Source organism: Streptomyces sp. NRRL WC-3626 (assembly GCF_000718785.1).
GTDB classification, from domain to species: Bacteria; Actinomycetota; Actinomycetes; order Streptomycetales; family Streptomycetaceae; genus Streptomyces; species Streptomyces edwardsiae.
Map to the genome: position 1 here is coordinate 32,112 of NZ_JOCA01000001.1, position 18,336 is coordinate 50,447.

Sequence of the window (18,336 nt, forward strand, 5' to 3'; positions counted from 1 at the left end):
CCCGAGACACAGACCGGCTGGGTGCCGGAGGCCGACGAGGCGGACGACGAGGAGGAGATGCCTCTCTCGCTCCGCCTCTCGATAGCGGACACGCTCACGCTCGGCAACGCGACGTGCGGCTTCATGGCGGTGTACTTCACCACCACCGGCATCCTGATCCCGCACCTGCAGGGCAGCCAGGAGACGGGCATGGCCCGCCACAGCGCGGCCACGGCCGTCATCCTGATGCTGTGCGCGGCGGTCTTCGACCTCTTCGACGGCCTGGTGGCGCGCAAGCTGCGCTCGTCGCCGATGGGCGCGGAGCTGGACAACCTGTCGGACCTGATCAGCTTCGGCCTGGCGCCGGCGTACTTCGTCCTGGTCTACGGCATGGTCGCGGACGACGCGCACCAGAGAGTGGCCGCGGTCGGGGCGATCGTGGTGCTGCTGGCGGTGGTGCTGAGGCTGGCGCGGTTCTCCTGCGTCACGGTGAAGGACGGCACCTTCCAGGGCATGCCGTCGCCGTTCGGCGCGCTGACGGTCGTGTCGATCGTGCTGCTCGAGCTGCCGTTCGTGGCGACGCTGCTGGCGATCATCGGGACGGCGTGGCTGATGGTGAGCCGGGTCGAGTACCCGAAGCCGCGGGGGCGCCTGGCGGTGGCCATGCTGTCGTGGATCGTGCTGTCGATGGGGCTGCTGGCGGCGTGGGCGTTCGACGCGCCGAGCGGGCAGCTGCTGTTGCAGACGGGGTGCGCGCTGCAGCTGGTGATGGGTGCGGTGATTCCGCTGTTCGCCACGGCTCGCCGTGTGAACAACTTCCGCGACAACCGTCGCGAGGCGCGGGCGGCACAGCTGCCGTAACGCAGCCGCTCTTCGAGGGCCCCGGACCCGGGCAGGGTCCGGGGCCCTCGTCCGTCCGGCACCCGGCCGCGGCGCCCGCGGGCGTCTCACAGGCTCTGCTCGTCCCTCTCGGGGCTCTTGCGGTTCCGGTCGGCCATCACCTCCCAGAAGGCGTGCAGCTCCTTCACGGGGATGCTCACCCACGGCGCGGTGCGGCGGGTGAGGACCGGTACGTGCCAGCGGGAGCTGCTGTGCAGGAGGGCCTGCTGCTGCCGGCAGAACGGCTCCTCGATCTCCGTCTGCGCCTTTCCGGCCTTGGGGGGGTAGGGGCACAGACGGAACTTGCAGGTCGGCAGGCAGGTGGAACCCGGCCCGCCCCGGTCGGCCCGGCCCACACTGCGCTCGGGGTGGAGCGGGCCGCGGTCGTGGGTGAGGCAGGGCGGAAGGGCGTCCCTGTTCGCGCGGTCCAGACGTCCCTCGATGTCGTCCGGGCTCCCGTCGCGTTCGGTGAGGTTGAGCATGATCAGGACGTCGGCGAGAAGGCGCTGCGCCCGTGGGTGCAGGCTGCTCCAGCCGGACGACGGGGCGATCCACAGGTTGTGCTTGCGGTAGCGCTCCGGGTCGGCCGGGGTGGACCCCACGTTGTCGATGGCACTGTGCTCGTCGGTCCAGAGGAACTGTTCCGGGTGTCCCGTCTCCAGGGCCAGGGTCACCAGATCACCCGCTTCGGCGACGAACGGGTGGAGGACCTCGCCGACGTGACGGTCGTGTGCCCTGCCGGCCGCCGCGGTGCCGTGTGCGCTCCCCGCTATCGCGAGCCAGCGGGTGACCGTCCGCACGGGCTCGACGGAAGCGCCGGACGCCGTGGAGACGTCCGTCGCGGAGCCGGTCGCCGGCGTCGTGGCGCGGTGCCGGTCCTCCGCCGCGCCGGGCCGGGCCGCGCGCCCGACGGTGTCGGGGAGCTCCCACAGGCACAGTGCGTGGAGCAGGCTCAGCTGCGCGTACCAGGAACGGCTGGAGACGAGCATCCGCTCCGCCTGCCTCACCAGGTGGGCCCGGGTCTCCTCGTGGACGTCCGGGTGCCGTCTCCTGCGGTTCGCCGCGTTCTTGAAGCCCTGGGCCATGGCGTTCTCCAGGGAGAGCGGCAGATCCGGCTCGCCGGGCCCGGCGGACGGCAGGAGGGCGTCCGTCCGCCCGGCCGGGGTGGCCAGGTGCCCCAGCCAGAGGTTCAGCCGCTCCTTCGCCTCGTCGCGGTACTTGTCGGAGACGGACCCGAGGAACATGGGAACGAGCCAGGCCCGCAGGGCGAAGTGGCGCCACTGCGTGGTACGGCGCTGCTCGTACTCCCGCACGAACCGGTCGTGCTTCTGCTGCCTCCACGCCGCCGCCCTCGGGTCGGCGGCGTCGCCGGCGTTCGCTTCCTCGAGCCAGGCGGTGTAGTCGTCGTTCAGCTTCCGCTTGGCCTCGCGGGTCCTCGCCAGGTACTGCTCCACGGGATCGGTTCCGAGGGGGAACCACGGCCGCAGGCTCTGGAAGGCCGCGTCACCGCCGGCGGCCATCTGATGCGCGATCGCGGTCCGGACCGGATGGGAGGTCTCGTTCGTGCCGATCCGGAAGAGGCGCTCGTAAGGGAGGTGCGGTCGCGCGGGCGCCTTCCCCGGGAGCGGACCGCTTTCCCCGCGGCGGCGCTCCCGTTCACGCAGAGCCGCTCCGAAGCGCCGCACCAGCCCGAGTTTCGCGTCCTCCACGGTCCGCTGATCGCCCTTGGTGTCCAGGTCCGCCCATTGTTCGTCGAGGTCCCGGGCCAGCTCCTCCTGTATCGGCGCCGGGTCGACACTGTCGATCTCCAGGGCCGCGGCGTACAGGTCGAAGTACTTCGCGTCGTGCCGGTTCGCCGCGGCCTCCCGAAGCAGCCCGGCCAGGCTCGGTGGCGTTCTCCGGCCGTGGAGAAGACGCCGGGACCGGCCCTGGTCCGGCCGGACGGCCGGCCGGGGGGAGGAGGGCGCCGCACGGTGACGGGAGAGCAGCACCAGGGCGATGAGCAGTTCCCGGGACGGGCCCGGGCTGTGCAGAGCCGGTTCGACGACGGCGGCGACCCCGTCGGCCTCCACCTCGCTCAGCAGCCGGTAACCCAGGTACGCCTGGATGATGCTGTGGGGGAAGCGGACCTTGTTCTCGTAGCCCCGCACCAGCCCGAGGAGCTGTGCGTTCGCGGCGTACCGCGCCAGCTCGGTGTAGCACTCGTTGGGGTATTCCAGGGGATCGGTCCAGGACGACGACTCGCCGACCTTCCGGCCCAGCACACTCCATATCGCCTGTCGTTGCGCGGGCGAGACGACCGGACGGAGCACGTCCCGCCCGGCGCCGGCCGCCGGCTCCCCGGGGTGCTCCCGGGATCCCGCGGGGTCGCGCAGGTCGTTCAGGTAGGCGCCGACGAAGTCGTCGAACGACACCTCGATGCTGTCCTGCACCAGTCCGAGACAGGCCAGCGCCGACACCACCCACAGGGTCTCGCGGCGTTCCTTCCGGTCCATCACCAGTTGGTCGCACACGAGTCCGTTCTCCATGGCCTGGCGGTAGGTGTCGATGAGCCAGAGCCTGATGGTGGAGCAGTCGTTGCTGCGTGTGTTCAGCCGGCCGTTCTGCTCGCGGAGCGTCAGGTGCTCCAGCAGGCCGCGCTGTTGCAGCAGCTGGGCGATCCGCAGGTAGATCGGCGAATCCGTGACCTCGGCGGTCTCCACCACCCAGTCCAGCCGGCGTTCGTCCGCCTGGCCGGGTTCGCGGACCAGGTACTCCAGGGCCGCCTCCCCGCTCAGCGGCTCCAGGGCGGTGATCGCGGCCCTGGTGCCCTCCAGCGGCGCGTGCGGGCGCGAGGCGATGACCACGGGGAGGTTCTGACGGTCCGCCCGGTCTATGGCCCGCCGGATGATGTTGTCGCGGTCCTCCCGGTACCGCTCGTCGAGGAGGGCCTCCTCCAGGCCGTCGGCGATGACCACGGCCTTGTCGTCGAGCCGCAGTTGCCGCCACGCCTTGTCGATGTTGCCGCTGGCGAACACTCCCTGGTCCGCCTCCTCCGCGAAGCGGCGCCGTGCCATCTTCTCGAAGTCGAGTTCGCCGTCGCCGTCCATGTCGCGCAGGCGCAAGGGGACGGGGACGGCGGACTGTTGCGCCAGCATCCGGGTGAGTTCCACCAGAACGGCCGTCTTGCCGACACCCACCCCGCCGACCAGCAGATAGGGCCTGCGTGTCCTCCGGTCACGGAGCGTCTGGGCTATCACCTGGGTCAGTTCGCGACGTCCGACGATCCGGTCGACAAGCGTTCCGGCCGTGGGGACCAGGTCGTGCGGCTTGGTGCGCGCCTTCTTGACGAGCTGTTTCTTGGCCTTGTGGTACCAGTAGAGCAGGAAGATCGCCAGGAGGAAGGCGCCCGTCAGAATGGGGCTCGTCAAGGAGTAGAGGGTGTTGACCGCATCGTTCTTGCTCACGGTCCTGAACCAGGAGGGGTGGAAGGCCTTCAGCATCACCCAGGTGATCAGCAGCGCCGTCCCGAGGAAGGCGAAGACGCGCAGAAGGCGGCCGAGGGAGAGCCGCCAGGGGTGCCAGCTGCGGTTCGGGACGATGCTCTTGCGGGCCTCCCTCTCGGTCCTGAACGTGCGCCACCGTCTGCCCACCACCCCGGCGGTCCGGGTCAGCCACCGCCTCGGATACAGCGTGTACCAGGGGGCGTCGCGCGGTCGTTCCTTTCCCTCAGGACTTCGGATGACCTTGGTGGGCATGGAGTCCGTTCCCTCCGTGCTGCGCCTTTCGGCGAGACGTAATGGAACAACAGCGGTCGCCGTGACCGGATGGCGCCGCCCCGCCCCGCGTCGGCGAGGACGTCTTGGACGTCTGCCCGCGCGTGTGCCTCCCTTTCCATGGAACCACTGATGAGACGGACCGCAACACGGTCCGGCCGTGCCCCTCGGACCCGCGCGGCGCGAGGGGTGAGACGGCGTCAGGTCCGGTGGCGGGCCACCGGTCGTCAGCTCAGGAAGTCGCGCGCGATCCGTTCCGCCGTGCGTTCCAGGATCGGGCCCGCCTCCGCGATGCACTTCGCCACGTCCGGCTCGAGATCCGTCAGCGCGTACGCCCGCCGGATCCCGGCCCGGCCCAGCACCTCCGGCGGCAGCGCCAGCCGCCCGCACACCGCGACGACCTCCTTGTCCGCCGCACGCGCCGCCGCGGCGACTCCCGCGGGGGCCTTCCCGTGCAGCGTCTGCTCGTCCAGGGAGCCTTCTCCCGTGATCACCAGATCCGCCCGCTCCAGCGCCGGCGCGAACCCGAGCACGTCCAGCATGACCTCGATGCCCGGCCGGAAGGCGGCGCCCAGCAGCAGCGCGCCGTAGCCGATGCCGCCGGCCGCTCCCGCGCCGGGGGAGGCGGCGTACTCCGCGGCCTTCGGCCCCACCGCCACCTCCAGCACCTTCGTGAAGTGCGCGAGCGCCGCGTCCAGCCGCTCCACGTCCTTCGGTGAGGCCCCCTTCTGCGGTCCGTACACCGCGGGCGCGCCCTTCGGCCCGGTCAGCGGATTGTCGACGTCACTGGCCAGCACGAACTCCACGGAGCCCAGCCGCGGGTCCAGCCCGGACAGATCGGCGGACGCCAGCTCGGCGAGCCCCCCGCCGCCGGGGGCCACCGGCTCACCGGACGCCGTCACGAACCGCGCCCCCAGCGCCGACAGCATCCCCGCGCCGCCGTCCGTGGTGGCACTGCCGCCCACCCCGAACACGATGCTCCGCGCCCCCGCGTCCAGCGCGGCCCGCACCAGCTCACCGGATCCGTACGTGGACGCCGTGAGCGGTGCGAGGACGCCGGACGGCAGCCGCTGCAGCCCGCTCGCCTCCGCCATCTCCACGACGGCGGTGCCGTCACGCAGCGCGTACGCCGCGGTCACCGGGTCCCCGAGGGGGCCGGTGACCCGTACCTCGCGCCGTTGGAATCCGGCAGCGACCGCGGCGGCCACGGTGCCGTCGCCGCCGTCCGCCACCGGAAGTGCCTCGACCGTCAGGTCCGGTACGATCCGGCGCAGCCCGGCCGTCACCCGCTCGGCGACCTCCACGGCCGTCAGCGACCCCTTGAACTTGTCCGCGGCGACGAGCACCCGCTGTGCCGACTGCGCCGTACGAGTGCCGCTTGCTGCAGCGTCCGCCACTTGCCTACCCCTTGTTCTCCGGGCCTCGCACGCTCGGCAAGGCCAGTCGCGCCGCTGTGACCCTAACCGGCGGCCACGGTCGCCGCCACGCCTCGCCCAGCCCGTGAAACGGCCCGGAACCGGGTAGACCGGTCCCATGACCGCGATGAGTACGGGGGACACGGGACCGACACTCGCCGACCGGATCCTCGGGGGCTGGCTGGGCCGGATCGCGGGCAACATGCTCGGCAAACCGGTGGAGCAGGGCGAGGTGTGGACGCGCGAGCGCATCGACGGCTACCTCCGCGGGGCGGACGCCCTCCCGCTCACCGACTACCTCCCCGCGCCGCCGACCGAGCGCGACGGCCGCGACCTGCGGCCCGAGTGGCGGGACTGCGTCCGTGGCCGCGTCCACGGCAGCTGCCGGGACGACGACGTCGACTACGCGATCCTCGGCCTCGACCTGCTGGAGACCCACGGCTTCGCCTTCACCACCGAGCAGGTCGGCGACCTGTGGCTGCTGCGACTGCCGTATCTCCAGACCTTCACCGCCGAACGGGCCGCCTACCGCAATCTCGCGAACGGCCTCAGGCCCCCGCTCACGGCCACCTACGACAACCCGTACCAGGAGTGGATCGGCGCCCTCATCCGCGCCGACGTCCACGGCTGGACCTCCCCGGGCGCCCCGCACCGCGCCGCCTCGCTGGCCCGCAGGGACGCGGTGCTGTCCCACACCGGCAACGGCGTGTACGGGGCGATGTGGGCGGCGGCGCTGATCTCGGCGGCGTTCACGGCGCCCACGGTGCGGCAGGCGGTGGACGAGGCGCTGACGGTGATCCCGGCGGGCTGCCGCCTCGCCCGCACCGTGCGCCGGGTGGTCTCCCTGCACGAGGCCGGGCTGCCCTGGGCGGACACGCTCGGCACGCTGGAGCGGGAGACGGGCGGGCCTGGGCTGGATCCACACGGTCCCGAACGCGGCCGTCCTCACCTCCGGCCTGCTGTACGGCGACGGCGACTTCACCACCACCATCGCCCTGACCGTGCGCGGCGGCCTGGACACCGACTCCAACGGCGCGACGGCCGGCTCGGTGGCCGGCGTCCACTGCGGCGCCCCGGCCATCCCCGGCCAGTGGAAGGACCCCCTCCAGGACACGGTCCGCAGCGCCGTCTTCGGCTTCGACGGCGCCCGCGTCGGCGACCTGGCGGAACGCACACTGCGGCTGGCGCGCGCGGAGACCTGAGATCCGGGCCCCGGCGTGTGCGCCGTCCGGTGCCGGTCGTGGGACGGCGTGTGCTGTCGTGCGCCCGGCTCCGTGCCCGGTGCCGCGGTTACCCTTCCCGGCATGACCACCACCCCGCCCGTCCAGGACTACGCCGCCTACATCGCCTCCCTCCCCCATGTCCTCGCCGGCGCCGCCGTCCTCTTCCGCGACGGGGAGGGGCGGGTGCTGCTCGTCGAGCCGGGTTACCGGGAGGGGTGGGGGCTGCCCGGCGGGACGATCGAGTCGGACGACGGTGAGGGCCCGCGCGCCGGGGCCCGCCGGGAGACCCTGGAGGAGATCGGGCTGGACCGGGAACCGGGCCGGCTGCTGGTGGTGGACTGGGTGAAGGGGCCCGGCCGGCCGCCGGTGGTGCTGTATCTGTACGACGGCGGCGTGCTCGGTGAGGACGACCTCGGCGCGATCCGGCTGCAGGAGTCGGAGCTGCTGTCCTGGCGGCTCGTACCGCGCGAGGAGCTGACCGGGTACCTCCGCGGCTCCCTGGGCCGGCGCGCGCTGGCCGCCCTGGACGTCCTCGCCGACGGTTCGGGCACCGCGGAACTGGAGGACGGCCACCGGGTGCACTGAGCCCGCGGCCCTTATCCGCTCGCCGCGCCGTCGCCCCTCGGCCTACCCTCACCCGCATGAGCAAGCCCCTCGTCGCCCTTCTCACCGGTGCCGGTGTCAGCACGGACTCCGGTATCCCGGACTACCGCGGTCCGGACGGTCTGTGGCGCCGTGATCCCGAGGCCGAGAAGCTGGTGACGTACGCGTACTACATGGGCGACCCGGAGATCCGCCGCCGTTCCTGGCGGATGCGGCGCGAGAACTTCTCCCACGCCGTCGAGCCGAACGCGGCGCACCGCGCGGTGGCCGAGCTGGAGCGCTCCGGGGTGCCGGTGCGGGTGATCACGCAGAACGTGGACGGTCTGCACCAGCTCGCCGGCATGCCGGACCGCAAGGTGCTCGAACTCCACGGCACGGTACGGACCGTGGTGTGCACCAGGTGCCACGCACGCGGTCCGATGACGGACGCCCTCGCCCGGGTCGCGGCCGGCGAGACCGACCCGCCGTGCCTGGACTGCGGTGGCGTCCTGAAACCGGCGACGGTGATGTTCGGCGAACACCTCGACCCGGTGGTGCTGGGCGAGGCGGCGGCGATCAGCAAGGCCTGCACCGTCTTCGTCGCCGCAGGCACCAGCCTCCAGGTCCACCCCGCCGCCGGCCTCGCCCGGGTCGCCGCCGACCACGGCGCCCGCCTGATCATCGTCAACGCGCAGCCGACCCCGTACGACGACCTGGCCGCCGAGGTCATCCGCGAACCGCTCGGCACCTCCCTGCCGGCACTGTTGCGCCGGATCGCCGCCTAGAACAGGGCGGCTTCGCGTTCGTGGTCCAGCAGGCGTCGTTTGCGGTCCAGGCCGCCGCCGTAGCCGGTGAGGCTGCCGGTGGTGCCGATGACGCGGTGGCAGGGGACGATGATGCCGATCGGGTTGCGGCCGTTGGCGAGGCCGACCGCGCGGGATGCCCTGGAGTTGCCGAGGGTGTCGGCGAGTTGGCCGTAGGTGCGGGTCTCGCCGTACGGGATGCGGGTCAGTTGGTCCCAGACGCGGCGCTGGAACGGGGTGCCGTGCAGGCGCAATGGGAGGGTGAACTCCTTCAGTTCCCCTGAGAAGTAGGCGGTCAGCTGCTCCCGCGCCTCCGCGAACGGGATGTCGTCGGGGGTGCCGAAGGTCTCCTCGGGCGGGCGGTGGCGCTGGCCGGTCATGTAGAGGCCGCACAGGACGCCGTCGTCGGCGACGAGTGTCAGGGGGCCGTAGGGGCTGTCGGTCACGGTGTGGTGTCTCATCGGTCTCGGGTCCTTGGTCTCGCTACACCGGCAGGAAGTTGATCGGGTGGCTGTCCGTCGCCCACAGGTACTGGACGGCGTACGCCCGCCAGGGCCGCCAGGCCGCGGCGCGGGCGGTGAGGGCGGCGGGGGTGGAGGGCAGGCCCAGGTCGCGGGCGGCGCGGCGGATGCCGAGGTCGGTGGGGAGGAAGGCGTCCGGGTCGCCCAGGGCGCGCATGGCGATGACGTCGGCGGTCCAGGGTCCGAAGCCGGGCAGGGCGAGGAGCAGGGCTCGGGTCTCGGCCCAGTCGCTCTCCACGCCCAGGTTGACCGAACCGTCGGCCAGGCGGGCCACCAGGGTGGTGAAGGTGGTGCGCCGGGTGCGCGGCATGGCGAGGGTCTCGGGGTCGAGGGCGGCCAGCGCCTCGGGGGACGGGAAGAGGTGGGTGAGGCCGCCCTCCGGGTCGTCGACCGGTGTGCCGTGCGCGGTGACCAGGCGGGCCGCGTGCGTACGGGCGGCGGCCGTGGAGACCTGCTGGCCGAGGACGGCCCGTACGGCGAACTCGTCCGCGTCGACCGTACGCGGCACCCGGCGCCCCGGCGCCTTGTCCACCAGGGGTGCGAGCACCGGGTCCGTCCGCAGCAGGCCGTCGACGGCGACCGGGTCGGCGTCCAGGTCGAGCAGGCGGCGGCAGCGGCTGATGGCGACGGTGAGGTCGCGGGGGTCGCCGAGGGTGAGGCGGCAGGCGATGTGGTCGGGGCGCGGGGTGAGGGCCACGATGCCGTGCCCGTACGGCAGGCGCAGGGTGCGCCGGTAGGCACCGTCCCGCCACTCCTCGACGCCGGGTACGGCGGTGGCGGCGAGGTGGCCGAAGAGGTTGTCGGGGTTGAGGGGGGCGCGGAACGGCAGCCGCAGGGAGAGCACGCCGGGGGTGCCGTGGGAGGCGTCCTTCGGCGCCCGGGTGCGCAGGTCGGTCGGGGCGAGCGCGTAGACCTCGCGGACGGTGTCGTTGAAGGTGCGGATGGAGGAGAAGCCCGCCGCGAAGGCGATCTCCGCCATCGGCAGCCCGGTCGTCTCGATGAGCAGCCGGGCGGTCTGGGCGCGCTGGGCGCGGGCGAGCGCGAGGGGGCCCGCGCCCAGCTCGGCGAGGAGCTGGCGTTCGATCTGCCGGGGGCTGTAGCCGAGCCGGGCGGCGAGTCCGGGGACGCCGTCGCGGTCCACGACGCCGTCGGCGATCAGACGCATGGCGCGGGCGACGAGGTCGGCACGCTCGTTCCACTCGGGCGAGCCGGGGCTGGTGTCGGGGCGGCAGCGCTTGCAGGCCCGGAATCCCGCCTGCTGGCAGGCGGCCGCGCTGGGGTGGAAGACCATGTTCTCGGGCTTGGGCGGGACCACCGGGCAGCTCGGACGGCAGTAGATGCCGGTGGTCAGGACGGCGGTGAAGAACCAGCCGTCGAAGCGCGCGTCCTTGGACCGGACGGCGCGCACGCAGCGCTCGGTGTCGGTGTGCATCCCCTTCTGCATGGTTCAAGGATCGGGCACGCCGGGCGTCCGGGTCTGGCGGGAATCCGACATGGACCTCATGTGGGCTGGGCCTGTCCGGATCGCCTGCGGCGCCGCCCCCGGCCGGCGCCGCTCGGGGATCCTCCCGCTCACTCCCCCGCTGTGGGCCTGCGGGACAGGGCGGTCGCCTCGTCCACGTCGGTGAGCGGGCGCAGCCGGTAGGTGTAGGTGTGGTCGCGGTCGGCGAGGAGTTTGAACTCGTCGTGGGTGTGGGCGCCCCAGCTGTTGTCGCCGCCGACGCCCATCTGCCGGTGGTTGACCCTCAGGACCACCGCGTCCCGGGGAGTGAGCTGGTAGTCGTGCCGGACTCCGGCCGACAGGTCCTCCGGGGTGAAGTGCGAGGCGTTGATCTCCAGGAGGGGTTCGCCCGACACCAGCAGGCCGCGCCCCCGTCCGTCGGTGAGGGCCGCCCAGCGGACGTCCGTCTTGTTGCCGTTCTCCTGCGGGCGGATGTAGGGAGTCCACTGGTCGGCGACGGTGGACGTGTAACGGCCCACGTCCGTCCCGGTGTTGCGGTCCCAGTGGTTCTCCTCGGGGCCGCGCCCGTAGTAGTGCAGGCGGTCCAGGGCGCGCGGCAGGAACAGCAGTGTGCCGACCTCCGGGATGTAGGGGAGGTTCGGGGCGCCGGGGTGGAGGGTGTGGTCGACCTTGATCTCGCCGTTGCCGAAGACCGTGCAGCGGGTGGTGTACGTCGATTCCGTCGAGGTGGGCAGTGTGCCGGCCACCGTGATCTCGACGGCCCGGTCGTCCAGGGTCCGTACGGTGACGCCCGTGACCTCGCGGCGGGCGCCGGCGTCGCGCCAGGTCTGGTTGCGGGTGTGGTGCCCGTTGCCGTGGTCGTTGTCGGTGGGGGCCCGCCAGTAGTTGGGCACGGGCCCGGAGGTGATCAGGCGGGTGCCCTTCGCCTCGTAGGAGGTGATGGTGCCGGTGCGCCTGTCGACGGTGACGGAGAAGCCCTTCCCGGTGACGCGGATGTCCTCGTCGCGGTCCTCGTGGCGCAGGGCGGGAACGCGCGACAGGGGCACAGGGGTTACGGCCGGTCCTGCGGCGTCGAGCGGGAGTTGCTGCCGTGCCACCTCGTGACCGGCCTTCGCCCACGGGGTGGACTCCTTGGTGGTGAAGGACAGTTGGAGGAAGTACTCGGTGCCCGCTGCCGGGTTCCCGGGGAGACGTACGGGCAGGGTGATGTCCTTCCCGGACAGCGGCGGCACGTTCAGCTGGTCGCGGGTGAGCCGTCCGCGCCGTACCACCTCGCCGTCGGCGACGAGTTCCCAACGGGCGTCGAACTCACGGAGATCGGTGAACAGATACTCGTTGGTGAGGGTGACGGCGCCGGGGTCGGACGCGCCCAAGGTGCGGGTGGCGTTGACCGCCTGGTAGACGCGTTTGATCTCGGCGGCCTTGCCGGTGTGCCCCCGGTCGGCGGTGACGATGCCGTCGGCGACGAACGCGCCGTCGTTGGGGTTGTCGCCCCAGTCACCGCCGTAGGCGAGGAACGTCCGTTCCGCGGGCCGCCGTCGGCCGGTCTTCACCGTGGCGGCGTCGAACCAGAACCGTACGCCGTCGTCGCCCGGTCCCCGGTCGTCCGAGGCCAGTTCGGCGGCGGTGAGGGAGCGGGCGTAGACGCGGGCGCGGCGGATCGTGCCGCTGAACTCGCGGGTCTGGTTGTCGGCGTCGGAGGCGAGCGCGAGCGGCGCGGTGTTGTTGTCGGGGCGCCGGTCGGTGGTGCGGGTGGCCTTCACGGCGCCGTCGGCGTACAGGGTGAGTGTGCCGGCGTCCGCGTCGAAGACGCCGGCGACATGGTGTTCGCGGCCGGTCCAGTCGTCGGGCACGGTCCAGTTCGCGGCGATCCACTGTCCGCCGCCGTGGATGAAGAACTCCAGGGTCCGGCCGCTCTGCTTGAGCGCGTACTGAGTGTCGCCCTTGGCGATGACGGGCTGGTGGCCGCCCGTCACCCCGGGCGTGATCCAGGCCTCCAGGGTCAGTGAGCCCGTGAGGTCGAGGCTGTCGTGGCGTTCGAAGACGGTGATGCCGGACAGGCCCTTGTCGCGGTCGAGTTCGCCGCGGGTGGCGAGGATCTCGCCGCGCAGTCCGGCCGGACCGTCCTCGGTGAGCAGGGTGCGGACGGGAACGGGTGTGTAGAGGGACTGGTCGACGAAGTCCCAGATCCAGCCGCCCTGGAGGACGTCGTGCCGGCGGACGATGTCCCAGTACTTCTTGAAGTTGCCGTTGGAGTTCCCCATCGCGTGGGAGTACTCGATCATGACGTACGGCCGGGTGTCGGCGGTGTCGGCGGCACGCTGCTCGATACGGGACGGGCTCTCGTACATCCGGGAGCGGATGTCGCTGATGCCCGGCCGGTCGTCGCCCTCGTACTGGATGACGCGGGTGGTGTCGTAGGAGCGGATCCAGTCGTGCATGGCGGTGAAGGTGGAACCGCCGCCGGCCTCGTTGCCGAGCGACCAGATGACGACCGCCGGGTGGTTCTTGTCCCGGTGGACCATGTTCTGGGCGCGGGCGACACAGGCCGCCGTCCACTGCGGGTGGTCGCCCGGGTACGCGTCGCGGATGCCGTGGGTCTCGAGGTTGGTCTCGTCGACGAGGTAGAGGCCGTACTCGTCGGCGAGTTCGTACCACAGCGGGTTGTTCGGGTAGTGCGAGGTGCGGACGGAGTTGATGTTCATCCGCTTGATGATCCCGATGTCCTCGACCAGGTCCTCGCGGGTGAGGGCGGTGCCGCGGGACGGGTGCATCTCGTGGCGGTTGGTGCCGCGGAAGGAGACGGGCCTGCCGTTGATCCGCATCAGCCCGTCCACGATGGCGAACTCGCGGAAGCCGACGCGGTGGGACAGCGTCTCGGTCACCTTGCCGGCCGGGTCGCGGAGCCGCAGAACGGCCGTGTAGAGGTTCGGGTGTTCGGCCGACCACAGCCGGGGCTCCCGTACGGCCTTCGCCGCGCGCACGGTGACGTCCTCGCCGGCGCCGGCCGTGCCAAGATCGGCGGTCTGCTCCAGCGGACGGGCCCAGACGGCGTGGCCCCGGTCGTCGTACAGCTGGGTCTCGACGGTGTAGCGGCCCGGCTCCCCGCCGCCGTACGCCCGTACGCTCGCCGTGACCGCCAGCTCGCCCTGTGTGTAGGCGTCGTTCAGCGGGGTCTCCAGCCTGAAGTCGCGCAGGTGCACGGCCGGGGTGGAGTACAGGTGGACCGAGCGGAAGATGCCGCTCAGCCGGATCATGTCCTGGTCCTCCAGCCAGTCGCCGTCGGAGTAGCGGTACACCTCGACGGCGATCTGGTTGGTGCCGGGCTTCAGGTGGTCGGTGATGTCGTACTCGGACGGCGTGTAGGAGTCCTCGTCGTAGCCGACGAGTTCGCCGTTGATCCACACGTAGTGGGCGGACTTGACGCCCTCGAAGTGGAGGAACGTGCGCCGGCCCTTCCAGGCGCGCGGGACGGTGAAGGTGCGGCGGTACTGGCCGACCGGGTTGTAGCGGGTGGGGGCGGCGGGCGGCCGGGGTTCCTCGCCGCGGCCGTTGGGGCCCCAGTACGGGTAGGTGATGTTCAGGTAGATCGGGAAGTCGTGGCCGTGCAGCTGCCACACGGACGGGACCGGGATGGTGTCCCAGTCGCCGTCGTCGGTGTCGGTGCGGTGGAAGTCGGGGTCGCGGTCCTCGGGGCGGTCGGCGTAGGCGAACTTCCAGGTGCCGTCGAGGCTCTGCCGGTAGGGCGACCGGGTGCGGTCGGCGGCGAGGGCCTGTCCGACGTCCCCGTACGGCATGAGTGTGGTGTGCGGGGGCTCGGTGCCGAGCCGGAAGACGCCGAAGTCGTTCCACTCCGGGGGCGCGTCGGCCGCCGTCCGCCGGCCGGCCGCGCACGCGGGGACGGCCGACGCGGACAGGGCGAGGGCGCCGAGCACGGCGGCGCCGGACTCCAGGAGCCGGCGGCGGCTGACGACCGGCCGGGCGAAGCGGGCGGACCGGTCGGCGGGAGACATGGGGGGATGCGGCATGGCCGTGGCCTTCCTCGGTACGACAGAGCACTGCGCGGACTGAGGGCACGTCGGACTGCCCCTCAACACGCCGGAGAACGGGGCGCGTTACGACAGGGAGGAATCGCGACTGGTGGTGACGGAGCAACTACTGAGCCAGCCACACCCTAGAACTCGAACACAACCGAAGCAACGATCCCGTCGGACTCTGTGCGGTCCTGATGGTTCGACCGGGCCCGGGGCTCCCGCCCGTCTGGAATGATCGGGTCATGCCACGAAGTCGTCGCCGGTTCCTCGCCGCCGTGCCGTTGGTCCTGCTGGCCGTGGTGGCGGCAGGGTGCGGGAACGCCGAGCGGCCGCGCGCCGAGCCGCAGGCCTACTGTCCCCTCCCCGAGGAGCAGGGGCCGACTCCTTCCCCCTGCATCCCCTTCGACTGGAACCAGCGGGTGGCGGAGAACCACGCCTACCGCGACCGGATATCGATCACCGCCGAGCAGCAGGAGGCGGCCGCACCACGGGCGAAGGCGCTGACCGCCGTCCTCGGCGGGCCGGCGGACGACGGGCTCGGCGCGGCGGTCGCCGAGGCCCTCGGAGTACGGCCGGAGCAGATCGAGCTGCGCAGGCAGGGCTACGGGGTCCCCGCTCACGGTGTCCTGGTCGGCGGCGGCGAGGGCCGGGTGTGCGTCAACGGCGAGGTCGACGGCGCGGGCCACGTCGAGGTGGAGATCGTCGGCCGCACCCTCGAGGGCACCTGCCTGCCGGGCGAGGGCGGCCACTGACACCGGGGGGTGGTACGCGCGGACGCGGCACCGTACGGACGGGGACCGCTCCGTACGCGCGGACGCGGCGCCGTACGCGCGCGTCAGCGCACGTGCTCCGCGAACGCCGCGTACGCCCGGTCGTCGAAGAGGACGAATCTGACCTCCTCGACCGCCGTGCCGGCGGCTCGGACGGCCTCCACCGCGATGCGGGCCGCGTCGTTTATCGGCCAGCCGTAGACGCCCGTCGAGACGGCGGGGAACGCGACCGTGCGGGCGCCCAGTTCGTCGGCGACGCGCAGCGACTCGCGGTAGCAGGAGGCGAGCAGGGCGGAGCGGTCCTCGCCGGCGCTGTGGACCGGGCCGACGGTGTGGATCACCCAGCGGGCGTCGAGGCGGCCCGCTGTGGTGGCGACCGCCTGGCCGGTACGGAGCCCCTTGCCGTACCGCGAGGCGCGCAGGGCGCGGCACTCGGCCAGGATCTCCGGGCCGCCCCGGCGGTGGATCGCGCCGTCGACGCCCCCGCCGCCGAGCAGGGACGAATTGGCCGCGTTGACGATCGCGTCGGCGCTCTGCTCGGTGATGTCGCCCTGGACGAGGGTGAGGGTGGGGGTCATGACTGCCGCAGCCTCTTCCAGACGGCCTTCGCCGCGTTGTGACCCGACATGCCGTGCACACCGGGCCCGGGCGGGGTGGCCGACGAGCAGATGAACACGGCGGGGTGCGGGGTGGTGTACGGGGACAGGGAGAGCCTCGGACGCAGCATCAGCTGGAGTCCGGAGGCCGCACCGGAGGCGATGTCGCCGCCGACGTAGTTGGCGTTGCGGGCGGCGAGTTCGGGCGGGCCGGCGGTGGCGCGGGCGAGGACGCGGTCACGGAAACCGGGGGCGTAGCGCTCCAGTTGGCGTTCGATGGCGTCGGTGAGGTCGCCGGTCCAGCCGTTGGGCACATGGCCGTACACCCAGAAGACGTGCTTGCCCGCCGGGGCCCGGGTGGGGTCGGCGACGCCGGGCTGCACGGTGATGAGGAACGGCGCGTCGGGGGCGCGGCCTTCGCGGGACGCGGCGCGCAGGGCGGCGCCGATCTCGCCGCTGTCCGCGCCGATCTGTACGGTGCCGGCGGTGCGGGCCTGGGGGGCGGTCCAGGGGACGGGGCCGTCCAGCGCGTAGTCGATCTTGAAGACGCCGGGGCCGTAGCGGTAGTGCGCGTAGTGGCTGCCGAAGCCGGCGATGCGGGCCAGGGCGGTGGGCGAGGTGTCGAAGACGTAGGCGCGGGCCGGTGGCAGGTCGTCGAGGCGCTTGACCTCGTAGTCGGTGTGGACGCTGCCGCCGAGGTCCTTCAGATACGCGGCGAGGGCGTCGGAGAGGGACTGGGAGCCGCCGCGGGCGACGGGCCAGCCGCGGGAGTGCGCGGCGAGCGCGAAGACCAGGCCGACGGCGGAGGTGGCGAAGCCGCCGAGGGGCGCCATGACATGGGCGACGAGGCCGGCGAACAGGGTGCGGGCCCGCTCGTCGCGGAAGCGGCGGGTGAGCCAGGTCGACGGGGGCAGGCCGACCAGTCCGAAGCGGGCGAGGGTGAGCGGGTCGCGCGGCAGCGCGGTGAGCGGCAGGGACATGAAGTCCCTTGCCAGGGTGTCCCACTTGGGCAGGAACGGCTCGACGAGCCGGCGGTACGTGCCGGCGTCGCGCGGTCCGAAGGAGGCGGCGGTCTCCCCCACGGACCGGGAGAGCACGGCCGCGGTGCCGTCCGGGAACGGGTGCGCCATGGGGAGTTCGGGGTGCAGCCACTGAAGGCCGTAGCGCTCCAGCGGCAGGGCGCGGAACGCGGGCGAGCCGATCGCGAGGGGGTGCGCGGCGGAGCAGGGGTCGTGACGGAAGCCGGGCAGGGTGAGTTCCTCGGTGCGGGCCCCGCCGCCGACGGTGCCCTTCGCCTCGAACAGGGCCACGGAGAAGCCGCGCCGGGCCAGTTCCACGGCAGCCGTCAGCCCGTTCGGCCCCGCACCCACCACGACCGCATCGAGCATCGACGGCACCTTCGGACTCCTTCGTCAGCCGACGGCCACTGGGGGATCAGGATATGCCGGGGCGCTCGCGTTCTCCCGGGGCATCCCGCGACAGCAGTTCCACGACCCGGCGGGCGGTGGCCTCGTCGCGGGCCGCGGTGAAGGGCAGGGTGTTGCCGCCGCGGACGCTGAAGGGCAGGCCGGCGCGGGTGAGGTGGGTGCCGCCCGCCTCCTCGACCAGGAGCAGTCCGGCCGCGTGGTCCCAGGCGGCCTCCCAGCTGAACGCGGTCGCGTCGGACTCGCCGCGGGCGATCGCCAGGTATTCCAGCCCGGCGGAGCCGCAGGAGCGGGGGGCCACGCCCTCGGTCCACAGGCCGAGCAGGGCGCGCTTCTGTTCGTCGGTGGTGTAGTCGGGGTGGGAGGTGGCCACGCGCAGGTCGCGGCCGGGTTCCGGGGAGCCGGCGCGCAGCGGCTCGCCGTCGAGGAGGGCGCCCCTGCCCCGTACGGCCGTGGCGAACTGCTCGCGGACGGGGGCGTAGGTCCAGGAGGCGTGGACGACTCCGCGCACCGCGAGGGCCACCAGCGTGCAGAACCCGGTCTCGCCGCGTACGAACTGGCGGGTGCCGTCGACGGGGTCGACGATCCACACGGGGGTGTCGCCCTGTATCGCCTCGTACGACGCCGGGTTGGCGTGCACCGCCTCCTCGCCGACCACGACGGAGCCGGGCAGCAGGGTGGCGAGCTCTCCCGTGAGGTACAGCTCGGCGTCCCGGTCGGCGTCCGTCACCAGGTCGTGCGGGCCGGACTTGAGGTCCACGTCGTGCTCGCCGAGCCGCCGCCAGCGCGGCAGGATCTCCTTCGCCGCGGCCTTGCGGATCAGCTCCTCCACGTCGGAGGAGTGGCGGGCGAGAAACTCGTCGATGGTTTCGTGTGTCTCGATCATGTCTCCA

12 protein-coding genes and 1 pseudogene are annotated in these 18,336 nt (G+C 72.6%); 5 read left to right on the forward strand and 8 right to left on the reverse strand.

The window, feature by feature from the left end:
• Nucleotides 1-21 precede the first annotated feature (21 nt).
• Nucleotides 22-840, forward strand: a complete 819-nt coding sequence (gene pssA, locus IF28_RS0100145) for a CDP-diacylglycerol--serine O-phosphatidyltransferase (protein ID WP_030211852.1) — start codon at nucleotides 22-24, stop codon at nucleotides 838-840.
• An 86-nt stretch (nucleotides 841-926) separates the two neighbouring features.
• Here pssA and IF28_RS0100150 read toward each other — a convergent pair whose 3' ends face one another.
• Complete coding sequence (locus IF28_RS0100150; RefSeq protein WP_030211857.1) at nucleotides 927-4,595, reverse strand: hypothetical protein; 3,669 nt, start codon at nucleotides 4,593-4,595, stop codon at nucleotides 927-929.
• A 245-nt stretch (nucleotides 4,596-4,840) separates the two neighbouring features.
• The gene (locus IF28_RS0100155) at nucleotides 4,841-6,010 is read right to left on the reverse strand and encodes a glycerate kinase (RefSeq protein ID WP_078620786.1); all 1,170 of its coding nucleotides are present in this window, start codon (nucleotides 6,008-6,010) and stop codon (nucleotides 4,841-4,843) included.
• Nucleotides 6,011-6,155: 145 nt separating this feature from the next.
• Here IF28_RS0100155 and IF28_RS35955 point away from each other — a divergent pair.
• The 3 genes and pseudogenes from IF28_RS35955 (at nucleotide 6,156) to IF28_RS0100170 (ending at nucleotide 8,618) form a co-directional block, all read left to right on the forward strand.
• Nucleotides 6,156-7,230: pseudogene (locus IF28_RS35955) on the forward strand (ADP-ribosylglycohydrolase family protein).
• Nucleotides 7,231-7,332: 102 nt separating this feature from the next.
• Nucleotides 7,333-7,836 (forward strand): NUDIX domain-containing protein, encoded by a 504-nt coding sequence (locus tag IF28_RS0100165; protein WP_030211869.1) that lies wholly within the window; start codon nucleotides 7,333-7,335, stop codon nucleotides 7,834-7,836.
• 56 nt (nucleotides 7,837-7,892) lie between these two features.
• Nucleotides 7,893-8,618, forward strand: coding sequence for an SIR2 family NAD-dependent protein deacylase (locus IF28_RS0100170; protein WP_030211872.1), 726 nt, complete (start codon nucleotides 7,893-7,895; stop codon nucleotides 8,616-8,618).
• On the opposite strand, the gene IF28_RS0100175 is transcribed toward IF28_RS0100170, so the two are convergent.
• The 3 genes from IF28_RS0100175 to IF28_RS0100185 all read right to left on the reverse strand — a co-directional run bounded on the left by IF28_RS0100175 (nucleotide 8,615) and on the right by IF28_RS0100185 (nucleotide 14,647).
• On the reverse strand, nucleotides 8,615-9,097 hold the full coding sequence (locus tag IF28_RS0100175; protein ID WP_030211876.1) for a methylated-DNA--[protein]-cysteine S-methyltransferase: 483 nt from the start codon (nucleotides 9,095-9,097) through the stop codon (nucleotides 8,615-8,617). The two genes, IF28_RS0100170 and IF28_RS0100175, sit on opposite strands and share 4 nt — an antisense overlap.
• Nucleotides 9,098-9,119: 22 nt before the next feature.
• On the reverse strand, nucleotides 9,120-10,601 hold the full coding sequence (locus IF28_RS0100180) for an AlkA N-terminal domain-containing protein (RefSeq protein WP_030211881.1): 1,482 nt from the start codon (nucleotides 10,599-10,601) through the stop codon (nucleotides 9,120-9,122).
• A 128-nt stretch (nucleotides 10,602-10,729) separates the two neighbouring features.
• Nucleotides 10,730-14,647: a glycoside hydrolase family 2 TIM barrel-domain containing protein gene (locus tag IF28_RS0100185; RefSeq protein WP_030211886.1), complete on the reverse strand. Its 3,918-nt coding sequence runs from the start codon at nucleotides 14,645-14,647 to the stop codon at nucleotides 10,730-10,732.
• A gap of 248 nt (nucleotides 14,648-14,895) precedes the next feature.
• Between IF28_RS0100185 and IF28_RS0100190 the strand changes: the two genes are divergently transcribed.
• A complete protein-coding gene (locus IF28_RS0100190; RefSeq protein WP_030211889.1) occupies nucleotides 14,896-15,405 on the forward strand; it encodes a hypothetical protein in 510 nt (169 codons plus the stop codon).
• Between the two features lie 83 nt (nucleotides 15,406-15,488).
• Here IF28_RS0100190 and IF28_RS0100195 read toward each other — a convergent pair whose 3' ends face one another.
• Genes IF28_RS0100195 through IF28_RS0100205 form a run of 3 tightly spaced genes read right to left on the reverse strand, consistent with a single transcriptional unit; the run spans nucleotide 15,489 to nucleotide 18,329 of the window.
• Entirely contained in the window at nucleotides 15,489-16,001 is a 513-nt protein-coding gene (locus tag IF28_RS0100195; RefSeq protein ID WP_030211893.1) for an O-acetyl-ADP-ribose deacetylase, read from the reverse strand.
• Nucleotides 15,998-17,407, reverse strand: coding sequence for a phytoene desaturase family protein (locus IF28_RS0100200; protein ID WP_030211896.1), 1,410 nt, complete (start codon nucleotides 17,405-17,407; stop codon nucleotides 15,998-16,000). The genes IF28_RS0100195 and IF28_RS0100200 overlap by 4 nt, the downstream gene beginning before the upstream one ends.
• 46 nt (nucleotides 17,408-17,453) lie before the next feature.
• A complete protein-coding gene (locus IF28_RS0100205) occupies nucleotides 17,454-18,329 on the reverse strand; it encodes an inositol monophosphatase family protein (protein WP_030211899.1) in 876 nt (291 codons plus the stop codon).
• Nucleotides 18,330-18,336: the final 7 nt, after the last annotated feature.

Coding starts and splice junctions, on each gene's coding strand:
- IF28_RS0100150 (WP_030211857.1), bottom strand. CDS start 4,595: ATGCCCACCAAGGTCATCCGAAGTCCTGAGGGAAAGGAACGACCGCGC.
- IF28_RS0100165 (WP_030211869.1), top strand. CDS start 7,333: ATGACCACCACCCCGCCCGTCCAGGACTACGCCGCCTACATCGCCTCC.
- IF28_RS0100170 (WP_030211872.1), top strand. CDS start 7,893: ATGAGCAAGCCCCTCGTCGCCCTTCTCACCGGTGCCGGTGTCAGCACG.
- IF28_RS0100175 (WP_030211876.1), bottom strand. CDS start 9,097: ATGAGACACCACACCGTGACCGACAGCCCCTACGGCCCCCTGACACTC.
- IF28_RS0100180 (WP_030211881.1), bottom strand. CDS start 10,601: ATGCAGAAGGGGATGCACACCGACACCGAGCGCTGCGTGCGCGCCGTC.
- IF28_RS0100185 (WP_030211886.1), bottom strand. CDS start 14,647: ATGCCGCATCCCCCCATGTCTCCCGCCGACCGGTCCGCCCGCTTCGCC.
- IF28_RS0100190 (WP_030211889.1), top strand. CDS start 14,896: ATGCCACGAAGTCGTCGCCGGTTCCTCGCCGCCGTGCCGTTGGTCCTG.
- IF28_RS0100195 (WP_030211893.1), bottom strand. CDS start 16,001: ATGACCCCCACCCTCACCCTCGTCCAGGGCGACATCACCGAGCAGAGC.
- IF28_RS0100200 (WP_030211896.1), bottom strand. CDS start 17,407: ATGCTCGATGCGGTCGTGGTGGGTGCGGGGCCGAACGGGCTGACGGCT.
- IF28_RS0100205 (WP_030211899.1), bottom strand. CDS start 18,329: ATGATCGAGACACACGAAACCATCGACGAGTTTCTCGCCCGCCACTCC.